Genomic DNA, 12282 nt, shown 5'->3' on the forward strand with positions numbered 1-12282 from the left:
AGTCGAAGGGATTATTCGGGTCTCAGAACCGGGATCAATTCTATGAGTGATCGTGCTCGATCAGGGGAGCACGACCACCTGCGCGGCGAAAACAAGGCCGGCGCCGAAGCCGATCTGCAGTGCGAGTCCGCCGCTGAGCTCCGGCCGCTCCTCGAGCAGCCGGTGCGTGGCGAGTGGAATCGACGCGGCGGAGGTGTTTCCCGTCGTCGTGATGTCATCCGCAATCGCGACCGTGTCGGGCAGGCCGAGCTGCTTCGCGAACTCGCTCACGATGCGCATGTTGGCCTGGTGCGGGACGAAGGCCGAAAGATCCTCGGCCTTCACACCTGCGTCGTCGAGCGTCTGCTGGGCCACCTTGACCATGTCCCACACAGCCCAGCGGAAGACGGACGGCCCCTCTTGGCGCAGCGTCGGCCACTCCGCCTCGCCGTCGCGGAACTGCGTCAGCGTCGCGTTCATGCCGACGAGGTCAGCCTTCGAACCGTCAGAGCCCCACTGCGTCTTGGAGACGCCGGGTGTGTCGCTCGGGCCGAGAACGGCGGCGCCTGCGCCGTCGCCCAGCAGGAACGAGATACTGCGATCGGTCGGGTCGATGACGTCACTGAGCTTCTCGGCCCCGATGACGACCACGAACCGGGCCCCGCCTGACCGGATGAGGGCGTCGGCCTGCGCGATCCCGTAGCAGTATCCTGCGCACGCGGCGTTGAGGTCGAAGGCGGCGGCCGGCGTCGCCCCGATGCGGTCGGCGACGACCGCCGACACGGAGGGGGTCTGCTGCGGGTTGCTGATCGTCGCGACGATCACCGCATCGATCTCCGTCGGGTCGACGCCCGACTTCCGAATCGCCTCGGTCGCGGCGTCGACGGCGAGATCGACGGCCGACGTATCCTTTTCGGCACGAACACGCGTGATCACACCTGTGCGCTTCTGAATCCACTCGTCGCTGGAGTCGATCGGCTCGATGATGTCGGAGTTCGGCACGGCGTTCTCGCCTCGTGCGGCACCCATCGCGTAGATGCGCGAGTGGGCGGCGCCCGTCGCTTCGGTAAGTGTGGCAGTCATTCTGGGTCTTTCTGCTCAGGCGGCGAGAAGCTCACGTGCGGCGGTGAGGTCATCCGGGGTCTTGACCGCGACGCTGGGCACACCGCGGAGTCCGCGCTTGGCGAGGCCGACGAGCGCGCCTGCGGGTGCGAGCTCGATGATGCCCGTGATGCCGCGTTCGACGAATTCGGCCATGGTGAGGTCCCAGCGCACCGGGTTCGAGATCTGGTGCACGATCAGGTCGAGCGCGCGCGCTCCCGTGTCGACCGGCTTGCCATCGCTGTTGCTCCACAGGGTGATCGACGGGTCATTCACGTCCGCGACGGAGTCGACCGCAGAGCGCAGCTCCTCGCGCGCGGAGGCCATGTAGCGCGTGTGGAAGGCACCGGCCACCTGCAGCGGGACGACGCGCGCGCCGCGCGGGGCGTTCTCACCGAGGGAGACGAGGTTCTCCTTCGCGCCGGCGGCGACGATCTGACCACCGCCGTTGAAGTTGGCGGGTTCCAGGTCGTTCTCCGCGATCGCTTGAAGCACCTGCTCCTCGACACCGCCCACAACGGCGCTCATTCCTGTCTCGACCCGTGCCGCGGCATCTGCCATCGCCCGACCGCGCGTTCCGACGATGCGCACGGCGTCGTCCTGAGAGATCACGCCGGTCGCACCGAGCGCGGCGAGCTCACCGACCGAATGGCCGGCGACTCCCGCAGGGGGAGTGGCATCGGCGGTCAGCGCGTTCCATGACAGCAGGCTCGCCGCCACGATCAGCGGCTGCGCGACGCGGGTGTCGCGGATCTGGTCCGCGTCCCACTCCGTGCCTGCCGCGAGCAGATCAACGCCTGAGGCCTCGCCGAAGGCGGCGATGCTCTCGCGCGCGCCATCCAGCTCGAGCCATGGAGCGAGGAATCCGGGCGTCTGGGAGCCCTGTCCAGGGCATGCGACAACAATCACCCGTCAAGTCTGCCAAGACGGAGGCGCAACCCTGTGGAGGCTCTCGGACAACAATCGGATGTTCCGTTGTGCATGTCTCACAGTCGCGCCTGCCTTCGGCCGCATATGCGGGCTATCGAGCACGACGCGGCGAGCCTGCACGACGCCGGGCGAAGGCATCGCCCGAACCCATGGAGCCCAGGATGAGCGAGGTCTGCAGGATGAGTGCCTCGCGCGCGCCCTGCGCGTCCCATCCGATCACGTCACCCACCTTCTTGAGCCGGTAGCGCACGGTGTTCGGATGCACGAACAGCTCACGAGCGGTGGCTTCGAGGGAGCGGCCGTTGTCGAGGTAGGCCCACAGCGTGGTCACGAGATCCGTCGAGTGGTCCGCGAGCGGCTGGTACACGCGCTCGACCAGGGTGCGCTTGGCGAGCGGGTCACCCGCGAGCGCGCGTTCCGGCAGCAGATCGTCGGCTTCGACGGGACGAGGGGCTTTCCGCCACGCCCGTGCCACGGCGAATCCGGCCAGCGCGGCGCGGGCGCTGAGGCTCGCGTCCACGAGCGCATCGACGGTCGGTCCGAGGACGAGGTGCCCCTCACCGAAGTACGGCTCGAGCCCGAGCGCGATCTGCGAGAACGGCAACTCCGTCTTCTCCTCCTGCCGAGGGCCGGCGTGCGCACGGCCGAGCACCAGCACGAGCCGGGATCCCTGCACCCCGATCAGCACATCGACGCCGAGCTTTCGCGCTGATCGGCGGACCTGGTCGACGTCGAACCCGCGCGATACCGTGCCGACCAGCACGCAGGACTCGCCGTGACCGTGCCAGCCGAGCGCCGCAATGCGACTGGGGAGCTCCTCGTCGCTCTCGCCCGTGAGGATCGAGTCGACGACGAGTGCTTCGAGCCTCGCATCCCACAGACCGCGCGATTCCGCTGCACGTGCGTACACGTCTGCTGCAGTGAACGCGACTTCGCGCGAGTACAGCAGCATCGCCTCGCGCAGCTCCTCGCTCTTGCTCGCCACGCGCTCTTCGACGACCTCGACTGTCAGACGGACCAGCTGCAGCGTCTGCTGCAGGCTGACGCTGCGCAGCAGCTCCCGCGGTGCCGCAGCGAAGATGTCGGCTGCGACCGACGGCGTCGAGGTCGGGTCGTCGTACCACTGGATGAACGACGAGATGCCCGCCTGCGCGACCAGCCCCACAGCGGAGCGACGCGAGGCGGGCATGTCGACGAACCACGGGAGCTGCTCCTCGAGCCGCTTCGTGGTGGCGGTGGCGAGATCGCCGGATATGCGACGCAGCCACGAGAGTGTGGCCGCCTTGTCCATCCCGACGGTCCCGCCGCCGTGCGGGGCCTGCTCAGGCATCCCCGCCCGCGTTGCCGGAGGTTCCGGCGTTGACGTCGAGCAGGCGGTACTTCTCGATCGCCTGCGCCACGACGCCCTCGTCGACCTTGCCCTGCTCCGCCAGCATCTGCAGCGCCTTCACGACCATCGACGGCCCGTCGATGGTGAAGAATCGGCGCGCGGCCTGACGGGTGTCGCTGAAGCCGAAGCCGTCCGCCCCGAGGGTGCCGTACGGACCGGGGACCCACGCCCGGATCTGGTCCTGCACGGCGTGCATGTAGTCGCTCGTCGCGACGAAGGGCTGACCTTCGGCGTGCGCGAGCTTCTCCGTGACGTAGGCGGTGCGCGGGGTCTCGTCCGGATGGAGCATGTTGTGCTCGTCGGCGTCGAGACCGTCGCGGCGCAGCTCGGTCCAGCTGGTCACCGACCATACGTCGGCGGTGACGCCCCAGTCGTCGCTGAGGAGCTTCTGGGCCTCGAGCGCCCAGGGCACGCCGACTCCTGAGGCGAGCAGCTGCACCTTCTCGCCCGTGCCCTCGCCGACCGACACGCGATGGAGACCCTTCACGATCCCCTCGACGTCGACGCCCTCCGGCTCGGCCGGCTGGACCATCGGCTCGTTGTACACCGTCAGGTAGTACATCACGTGCGGGTCGGCGTGCTCGCCGCCGTACATCCGCTCGATGCCGGACTGCACGATGTGGGAGACCTCGTAGCCGTAGGCGGGGTCGTAGGAGACGACCGCCGGGTTCGTGGACGCGAGCAGGTGCGAGTGGCCGTCCATGTGCTGGGTGCCCTCACCCGTCAGCGTCGTCCGCCCTGCGGTCGCGCCGATGACGAAGCCCTTCGCCATCTGGTCGCCGGCGGCCCAGAACGCGTCGCCGGTCCGCTGGAAGCCGAACATCGAGTAGAAGATGTAGACGGGGATCAGCGTCTCACCGTGCGTCGAGTAGGACGTGCCCGCCGCCGTGAGCGCCGCGGTCGCGCCGGCCTCGTTGATGCCGACGTGGATCATCTGGCCCTGCGGGCTCTCCTTGTAGGCGAGGAGCAGCTCACGGTCGACCGACGTGTAGTTCTGCCCGTGCGGGTTGTAGATCTTCGCCGTCGGGAAGTACGAGTCCATGCCGAACGTGCGCGCCTCATCCGGAATGATCGGAACGATCCGCTCGCCGAAGCCCTTCGTCTTCATGATGTCCTTGAGCATCCGGACGAAGGCCATCGTCGTGGCGACCTCCTGCGTGCCCGAACCCTTCTTCGGCATCCCGTATGCCTTCTCCTCCGGAAGGCTCAGCGGCACGTTGGTGACGCGACGCTCGGGCAGGAAGCCGCCCAGCTGCCGACGACGGTCGATCATGTACTTGATCGTCTCGTCCGACTCACCTGGGTGATAGTACGGCGGACGGTACGGATCCTCCTCGAGCTGCGCGTCGGTGATGGGGATGTCCATCGTGTCGCGGAACAGCTTGAGGTCGTCGAGCGTCATCTTCTTCATCTGGTGCGTCGCATTGCGGCCCTCGAAGTGCGGCCCGAGCCCGTAGCCCTTCACCGTCTTGGCGAGGATGACCGTCGGCTGCCCCTTGTGCTCCATCGCGGCCTTGTACGCCGCGTACACCTTGCGGTAGTCGTGACCGCCGCGCTGCAGCGCCCAGATGTCGTCGTCGGAGTAGTCCTTGACGAGCTCGAGCGCGCGAGGGTCGCGGCCGAAGAAGTTGTCGCGGACGAACTTGCCGTCCTCGGCCTTGTACGTCTGGAAGTCACCGTCGGGCGTCGTGTTCATCAGGTTCAGCAGTGCGCCCGACGTGTCCCGCGCGAACAGGTCGTCCCAGCCGCGGCCCCAGACGAGCTTGATGACGTTCCACCCGGCGCCGCGGAAGAAGCTCTCCAGCTCCTGGATGATCTTGCCGTTGCCCCGCACCGGACCGTCGAGGCGCTGCAGGTTGCAGTTGATCACGAAGGTGAGGTTGTCGAGGCCCTCGTTCGCCGCCACCTGGAGCTGCCCGCGCGACTCGACCTCGTCCATCTCGCCGTCGCCGAGGAACGCCCACACGTGCGAATCCGCGACGTCCTTGATGCCGCGATTGGCGAGGTACTTGTTCGTCATCGACTGGTAGATCGCGTTGATCGGTCCGAGACCCATCGACACGGTCGGGAACTGCCAGAAGTCGGGCAGCATGCGCGGGTGCGGATAGGAGGGAAGTCCGTGCGGTGCGGCGGACTTCTCCTGACGGAAACCGTCGAGCTGCGTCTCGGTGAGACGGCCCTCGAGGAATGCGCGGGCGTACATGCCGGGGGAGGCATGGCCCTGATAGAAGATCTGGTCGCCGCCGACGGAGTGGTCGAGGCCTCGGAAGAAGTGGTTGTGCCCGACTTCGTACAGCGAGGCGGCCGAAGCGTAGCTCGAGATGTGGCCGCCGACGCCGACACCGGGACGCTGCGCGCGGTGCACCGTGATAGCGGCGTTCCAGCGCAGCCAGTGGCGATAGCGGCGCTCGAGGCTCTCATCGCCGGGGAACTCGGGCTCATCCTCAGCCGAGATCGTGTTGACGTAGTCCGTGGTCGGAACCATCGGCACGTTGAGGCGCTTCTCCTTCGAACGCTTCAACAGGCTCAGCATGATCTCGCGAGCGCGCTGTGTGCCCTTGGCCGCGACGAGTTCGTCGAGCGACTGCTGCCACTCGCTGGTCTCTTCGGGATCGCTGTCCTGCGGCCCCTGCGAGTACGGATCCTGATCGTGAACAGCCACCGGGTGACCTTTCGTCGTTGCGGCAGTTCATGCCGCGGAGCAATACCGGGGCGTGCGGAAGGTCCGATCCGGACGAGCCCGCACGCTGTCGCATCCAGCCTATCTCCATCCGGAAGTGCTGGTTGAACCCGACAAACCCGATCCGATGCGGCCGACGAAGCCTCGGCCGGATCGGCGACCGGATGCGTTGCGCATCGGTCACAGGCTCCGGGTACGATGGCGCCGATGAAAGCGGATTGGACGCGGCTGTGTCAGCTGCTCGATGACGACCAGGAGCTGCTCGAGGCCGTGGAGCTCGCGGCAGGAGATCCTGAGGCGTTCCTCGCGGCCCATGGCGACATGCTGGGGGAGCTGGGTGTGACCAAGGCGTCGCAGATCGATCCGTGGCTCGCCATGATCGACGCGCTCGACGACGCAGGTGCGCTCGCGTATCTGGAGGGAGACGACGCAGGGGAGGAGCTGGCCGACGCACTCGCCGCGCTCCCGCGGATCGTCGCCGCCGGCGCGGAGCTCGATGAGGTCTCGGATGTCGAGGACTCGCTCGTCGCCGCCATCGTCGTCGCCGATCGTCTGCTCGCACCGCACGGTCTCCGCGTCGTGTACCTCGACGAGGGCACGGAGGACGTGCCGCTGGTCGTCGTTCCCGTCGCGAACGTCGAGGAGATCCTGCTGGTTGCGGACCGCCTCGACCGCACCGCCCGCGTCTACAGCTGAGCGACATCCGTCGCACGGCGGAGGCGTGGCAGCCGCCCCGGTGGCAGACTCGGGCCATGAGGTGCGCAGGATGATGCCCGAGCGACGGGCGGACGTCTCGGCCGTCGACCTCCGCCGTCTGCTGCCGGCATGGGCGAGGCGGAGGCTTGCGCTGCCGGGGCACCGTTCCGTCCGGCCGTTCGAAGACATCGCGATTCGAGCTTCCCGGCAGGCCGGTGATGCCGCGGTGCTGCGAGACGATGACCTCCGCGGCTCACCGGACGATGCGCCGGAGTGGCTGCTTGCTCTCGCCGCAGAGGCGGCGTCCAGAGGTCTCGGGCATGACCCGTTCCAGGAACAGCTCGTCGCCGCTGCTGCTCTCCACGTCGGCCTCGCCGTGGAGATGGACACGGGCGAGGGAAAGACACTCGCCGGTGCCATTGCGGCAGCGACGTTGGCGATGTCGGGCCACCGCGTGCACGTGCTCACGGTGAACGACTACCTCGCTGAACGAGATGCGGAATGGATGCGACCGGTGCACGCCGCCCTCGGGCTGTCATCTGGACACGTGGCCCAGTCCGCGTCGACCGACGAACGCAGGAAGGCGTACCAGACGCAGATCGTATACGTGTCGGCCAGTGAGGTCGGCTACGACGTGCTGCGTGACCGGCTGGCGACGAGCGACGCTGATCGTGTGCTTCCTCGTTTCGACGCTGCGATCGTCGACGAGGCCGACGCCGTCATGATCGACGACGCCATGATCCCGCTCGTGCTGGCAGGCGAGGCGCCTGACGCCGCCCACGACTTGGTCGAGGCGACTCGACTCGTGCACAGACTCATGGCTGGTCGCGACTTCACCGTTGACTCCGACCATGCCACGGCATCGCTCACCGATGCCGGCTTCGACGCTGTCGAACGCGCGCTGGGCGGCATCAACCTGTTCGAACCGGAGCATGCTGAGGCACTCACCCGTATCAATCTCGCGCTGCACGCGCTGGTGCTCGTGCAGCGCGACGTCGACTATGTCGTCACAGACGGACAGATCGGACTGATCAACACCGCGCGCGGGCGGATCGCACGACAGCAGCGCTGGCCGGACGGGCTGCACGCGGCCGTCGAAGTCAAAGAGGGACTCACCGTGACTCCGCCGGGGGAGGTGCTGGACAGCATCACCATCCAGGATCTGCTGTCGCTCTACCCGCACCGGAGCGGAATGAGCGGAACGGTTCGATCGGTCGCCGAGGAATTGCTGGAGTTCTACCGCCTCCCGACCACGGGTCGTTCGCGTCACTCGAACGATGCGCCGACGACGGCGCCCTCGGCTCCGCGGCTCGGCAGATCACTCTGTACGTTCTGGATCGCCGTTGGTGCGAGCATCTCGCGATGCTCGCCGAACTGCGTGACAGCATCCATCTGCGGGCTCTTGCAGGCCAGAACCCCGTCGACGAGTTCCACCTGACCGCCCTCCGCGAGTTCGACGGCTTCTTCGGACGCGTCGATGATGACGTGGCCGGAGCTCTGGCCGAACTGAGCCCGTCGCAACTCGACGACCCGCTCGCAGCGCTCGGTCTGCACCGGCCATCCGCGACCTGGACGTACATGATCCGTGACGATCCCTTCGGAGACCCGGCCGGACGTGCCGCCGAGGGGCTCAAGCGCCTGGCACGGGAGCGTTTCTCCACCCGACCTGGGTGACGACGGCCATGTCGAGCCGCCGAATCGCTCGACCGCACCGCCCGTGTCTACAGCTGAGCGACATCCGGAGCGAGCCGGTACAGCACCTCGGGCCTGCCGCGCTTGCCGTAGCGATGGGCGATGTCTGCACGTCCCTCCGACACCAGGTGCTCGAGATACCGTCGTGCGCTCGCTCTCGAGATCGACGCGTGCTCGGCCACTTGCGACGCCGACGCCGCCGTGACCGGGTCGAGGGCCGCCAGCACTCGTCGCAGAGTGACCTCCGCGATGCCCTTCGGGAGACCGGATGAGGAACGGGCGGTCGGCGATGGCACCTGCACGCGCCCCGTGCTCAGCAGCTCGTCGATCTCTCGCTGCGCCAATTCTTGCTCGCGCTCGGCGTGCGTCTGCGCCTCATCCGAAGGCCGGTGCTGTGCACGGTAGCGGCTCAGCCGCTCGGCGAGTGCCTCATATGTGAACGGCTTGACGAGATAGCCGGCAACCCGCCCCGCCAATGCCTGCCGCACCGTCACCTGGTCGCGGGACGAGCTGATGATCATCACGTCGGGGGAGTGCGTGCCGAGCGTGCGCAGGCGGTGCAGCACCTCGATGCCGCTGACGTCGGGAAGGCGGAGGTCGAGCAGGATCAGATCGACGCCGCCGTGCGAGCCGAGCTCGATCGCGGCCATTCCCGTGCCGGCAGCTGCGGTCACGGTGAATCCCGGTGTCTCCGACACGAAACGCGCGTGCAGAGCCCGAGCGGCGGCATCGTCGTCGATGACGAGCACGCGCACCTGTGCATCGCTCACCTGCTGCCCTCCATCTCGAATGCGAATCGTGCGCCGCCGAGCCCGCTGGTCGAGACCTCGATGGTGCCGCGGCGCGCCGCGACCGTGCGACGCACCATGTCGAGTCCTATCCCGCGCCCCGTTCCGGTGATGTCGGGCTTCGACGAGTATCCCCGCGCGAACATCCGCACGCGCTGCAGCGCGCCGATGCCCGGTCCATCGTCTTCCACGACGCCGCTGATGCGTCCGTCGCGCTCGTGCAGCTCGCACCGCACCCGCGCGGCACCGGCCTCGCCGGCGTTCCGGCACAGATTCGCCAGCACCAGCATCACGGCGTCGTCCACCTCGCCCGTGACGTCGATCGCGGTCTCCAACGCTGCGCCGGCCGCGCTGAGCTCCGTACGCAGCGCCTCGATCGTCGCGCGCAGCAGCGGAGGACCTGCAGAAGCTTCAACCTGCACCGGCGTGGACACACTCGTCGACCTGTCGATGTAGTCGACGGCCTCGCCGGTGTCGCCGTGTGCGACGAGACCTCGCACGACATGCAGCCGCGTGTCGAACTCGTGCGCCTGCTCGCGCAGCGCAGCGGCGGTGCGGCCGACCTGCTCCAGCTCGCGCGCCGCCGCGTCGTGTCTGCGGAGCCGACTCCTGATGGCGGCGGCCACGGCCGAACTGGCGACAAGTCCTGCCGCCAGCGCACCTGCCGCCCACGGCAGCAGCTGCCACAGCGCAGTCTCGACGTCATCGGCCATCCGGGATTCGAGCATGCCTGCAGAGATCGCGCCGATCACGTTCCCCTCGGCGTCCAGCACCGGATGCTTCGCGCGCAACGTGCGGCCGATGGTTCCCGTGTCCATCTCGAGCACGGATTCGCCTGACAGCACCATGCCGCTGTCGGTCGAGACCGGCCTGCCGCGCTCGTCCGGCACCGGATGGGTGATCCGGATGCTGTCGGTCGTCATCACGACGACGTAGTCGACGCCCGCTGCGCGTTCGACGATGCTCGCGATCGGCTGCAGTTCGGCCGTTGCCTGTTCTCGTTCGGCAGCGCTCTCGAGCACCTGCACGATCTGATCCAGCTCCGCCAGCTCGGAAGACACGTCGGAGACTCGCTCTGCCGTCGTCTCTCGGATGCTGTCGCGCTGCACCGACATCGCGACGGCTGTCGTCGCGCCGACGCAGACCAGCACGATCACGCTCGGCAGGACGACCAGAGCGAGGCGCGCCACCCGGTACCGCCAAGACGTCTCCACAGCGTTCGTCCTTCCGTTCCGCACACGACGTGCCGTGCGCACTTATGAGCACAATCCGCGCACAGGCTGTGCGCGGCGCTGCGCCTAATGCATGTTAGGTCCTGCACGCCGTCCGCACAGTGGGCGATGGATGCCGAGATCCGCCCCTACAGGCCGTGCACGACGAAGACGTCAGCACGAAGGAGTGAGCCCATGTCAGACGCATTGCGTCCTCCGCACGAGGACGAACCTGATCGGTCACCGTCGACGACCCGGCGCACGGTGCTGCGCGCGATCGGCGGCGTGGTCGCCGCGGCGACGATCGGCGCCGCGAGCTACGGGTCGATCACGTCCGCGGCATCCGGTGACGATTTCCACGCCTCGATGACGATCGTCGCGCCCGCAGCGGCGGGAGGCGGTTGGGACACGCTGGCGCGCGAGCTGCAGCAGGCGCAGAAGGCGAACGGTCTCGTGAACAACGTGCAGGTCGTGAACATGCCGGGCGCCGGCGGCACGATCGGGCTCGGCAACGTCTCGACCCTCGAGGGACAGGCGGACAGCCTGCTCGTCGGCGGCACGGGGCTGCTCGCCGCGACGATTCAGTACGGCACCGCGACGACGCTCGACGACGTCACCAACCTGGCCGTGCTGTTCGAGGAGTACGACGTGATCGTCGTACCGGCGGACTCGCCGTACCAGACGCTCGATGAACTCGTGCGGACGTGGCGGGAGGACCCTGCGGCGATCCCGTGGACCGGCGGCGGGTCGTTCGACCAGCTCGTCGTCACGGACCTCGCCCTCGAAGCGGGTATCGAACCGGTCGAGACGACCTACATCTCCTCGGACGGCGGCGGCGAGGCCATCCAGGCGCTGCTCAACGGCACCGCCGGGGCCGCAACAGGGGGCTACCCCGACAACATCGATCAGATCGAGTCCGGCAGGCTGCGTGCCCTCGCCCTGGTCGCACCGGAGCCGGTCGACGGCATCGACATCCCCACGGCCCGACAGCAGGGCTACGACATCACACTGTCGAACTGGCGCAGCCTCTCCGCGCCGCCGGGAATCACCGACGACCAGGCGGCGGGTCTGGTGTCGCTGATCGAAGACACGCTCGCAACCGACGAATGGAGCGCAGCCGTGGATCGCTACCACTGGACCCCGCAGGTGCGCACGGGCGACGAGCTCGGTGCGTTCCTCGACGATGAGCGCACCCGGATCGAGCGACTGTACGGGGAGATGGGGCTGTGACGTTCTCCGATCGACCATCGAACAACCCGACGGCCGTGTCGGCCACGCTCGGACGCAGATACCGCGGGGGCGCCTCCGCCGAGATCGCGAAGAGTCTGGTGATGCCGGGACTGCTGGCACTTTTCGGCTGCTATCTCGTATTCGGCATCATCACGATGGAAGTGCCGGAGGGCACGGCGTTCCCCGGCCCACGGTTCTTCCCTGGCCTGATCGCAGCCGGGCTGTTCCTCTTCGCCATCCTGCTCGTCGTGGGCGACCTGCGCCGCCGGCCCGCGGCTCCGGCGGACGAGGACACCATCGAACCGGATGGAGCTCTCGCAGACGATCGTGCCGACGGCAGGCTCTCCTGGTCGTCGCTCGCGTGGGTCGTGCTGGGCTTCCTCGGGTTCGCACTCACCCTGGGCATCCTCGGCTGGATCATCGGGGCCGCACTGCTGTTCTGGTGCGTGGCCCACGGGTTCGGGGAGAGGCGACGGCTGGTCAGCTTGGTCGTCGGCCTCACGGCCAGCTCGATCACCTACATCGCCTTCGACATGCTGCTGGGGCTCTCGCTGCCTTCCGGCATCCTCGGTTGGGAGTTCTGAG

11 protein-coding genes are annotated in these 12282 nt (G+C 68.0%); 5 read left to right on the forward strand and 6 right to left on the reverse strand.

All coding sequences use genetic code 11. The features are described from left to right. Positions 1-60: 60 nt before the first annotated feature. From DZG09_RS11300 to aceE, 4 genes are all read right to left on the reverse strand, one after another. Positions 61-1062 carry a beta-ketoacyl-ACP synthase III gene (locus DZG09_RS11300; RefSeq protein ID WP_119697817.1) on the reverse strand — a complete coding sequence of 334 codons (1002 nt, stop codon included), beginning with the start codon at positions 1060-1062 and terminating at the stop codon, positions 61-63. 15 nt (positions 1063-1077) lie between these two features. Continuing rightward, positions 1078-1989 (reverse strand): ACP S-malonyltransferase, encoded by a 912-nt coding sequence (locus tag DZG09_RS11305; protein WP_119697818.1) that lies wholly within the window; start codon positions 1987-1989, stop codon positions 1078-1080. A gap of 112 nt (positions 1990-2101) precedes the next feature. Continuing rightward, on the reverse strand, positions 2102-3340 hold the full coding sequence (locus DZG09_RS11310; protein ID WP_240423964.1) for a PucR family transcriptional regulator: 1239 nt from the start codon (positions 3338-3340) through the stop codon (positions 2102-2104). Continuing rightward, the gene (aceE, locus tag DZG09_RS11315) at positions 3333-6062 is read right to left on the reverse strand and encodes a pyruvate dehydrogenase (acetyl-transferring), homodimeric type (RefSeq protein WP_119697819.1); all 2730 of its coding nucleotides are present in this window, start codon (positions 6060-6062) and stop codon (positions 3333-3335) included. Before aceE ends, DZG09_RS11310 begins: the two co-directional genes overlap by 8 nt. A gap of 225 nt (positions 6063-6287) precedes the next feature. Between aceE and DZG09_RS11320 the strand changes: the two genes are divergently transcribed. The 3 genes from DZG09_RS11320 to DZG09_RS16625 are packed head-to-tail and all read left to right on the forward strand — an operon-like array spanning position 6288 to position 8450. Continuing rightward, a complete protein-coding gene (locus tag DZG09_RS11320) occupies positions 6288-6776 on the forward strand; it encodes a DUF6630 family protein (RefSeq protein ID WP_119697820.1) in 489 nt (162 codons plus the stop codon). Positions 6777-6801: 25 nt separating this feature from the next. Then, the gene (locus DZG09_RS11325; protein ID WP_162893290.1) at positions 6802-8214 is read left to right on the forward strand and encodes a preprotein translocase subunit SecA; all 1413 of its coding nucleotides are present in this window, start codon (positions 6802-6804) and stop codon (positions 8212-8214) included. After that, the gene (locus tag DZG09_RS16625) at positions 8139-8450 is read left to right on the forward strand and encodes a hypothetical protein (RefSeq protein ID WP_162893291.1); all 312 of its coding nucleotides are present in this window, start codon (positions 8139-8141) and stop codon (positions 8448-8450) included. The genes DZG09_RS11325 and DZG09_RS16625 overlap by 76 nt, the downstream gene beginning before the upstream one ends. A gap of 47 nt (positions 8451-8497) precedes the next feature. Here the strand turns inward: DZG09_RS16625 and DZG09_RS11335 are convergent, their stop codons facing one another. Together DZG09_RS11335 and DZG09_RS11340 are read right to left on the reverse strand one after the other, a co-directional pair. After that, positions 8498-9238, reverse strand: a complete 741-nt coding sequence (locus tag DZG09_RS11335) for a response regulator (protein ID WP_119697823.1) — start codon at positions 9236-9238, stop codon at positions 8498-8500. Next, positions 9235-10470, reverse strand: coding sequence for a sensor histidine kinase (locus DZG09_RS11340; RefSeq protein WP_240423966.1), 1236 nt, complete (start codon positions 10468-10470; stop codon positions 9235-9237). Before DZG09_RS11340 ends, DZG09_RS11335 begins: the two co-directional genes overlap by 4 nt. Positions 10471-10662: 192 nt before the next feature. Here DZG09_RS11340 and DZG09_RS11345 point away from each other — a divergent pair, with 192 nt between their 5' ends. Together DZG09_RS11345 and DZG09_RS11350 are read left to right on the forward strand one after the other, a co-directional pair. Beyond that, on the forward strand, positions 10663-11697 hold the full coding sequence (locus DZG09_RS11345; protein ID WP_119697824.1) for a Bug family tripartite tricarboxylate transporter substrate binding protein: 1035 nt from the start codon (positions 10663-10665) through the stop codon (positions 11695-11697). After that, positions 11694-12281, forward strand: a complete 588-nt coding sequence (locus DZG09_RS11350) for a tripartite tricarboxylate transporter TctB family protein (RefSeq protein ID WP_119697825.1) — start codon at positions 11694-11696, stop codon at positions 12279-12281. The genes DZG09_RS11345 and DZG09_RS11350 overlap by 4 nt, the downstream gene beginning before the upstream one ends. Position 12282: the final 1 nt, after the last annotated feature.

Origin of the sequence: Microbacterium halotolerans, from assembly GCF_003569805.1 — a bacterium.
In the GTDB taxonomy this organism is placed as follows: Bacteria; Actinomycetota; Actinomycetes; order Actinomycetales; family Microbacteriaceae; genus Microbacterium; species Microbacterium halotolerans.

Excerpts from the sequence above, each read along its gene's own strand:
- DZG09_RS11310 (WP_240423964.1), bottom strand. The coding sequence starts at position 3,340 with ATGCCTGAGCAGGCCCCGCACGGCGGCGGGACCGTCGGGATGGACAAG.
- DZG09_RS11300 (WP_119697817.1), bottom strand. The coding sequence starts at position 1,062 with ATGACTGCCACACTTACCGAAGCGACGGGCGCCGCCCACTCGCGCATC.
- DZG09_RS11345 (WP_119697824.1), top strand. The coding sequence starts at position 10,663 with ATGTCAGACGCATTGCGTCCTCCGCACGAGGACGAACCTGATCGGTCA.
- DZG09_RS11320 (WP_119697820.1), top strand. The coding sequence starts at position 6,288 with ATGAAAGCGGATTGGACGCGGCTGTGTCAGCTGCTCGATGACGACCAG.
- DZG09_RS16625 (WP_162893291.1), top strand. The coding sequence starts at position 8,139 with ATGCTCGCCGAACTGCGTGACAGCATCCATCTGCGGGCTCTTGCAGGC.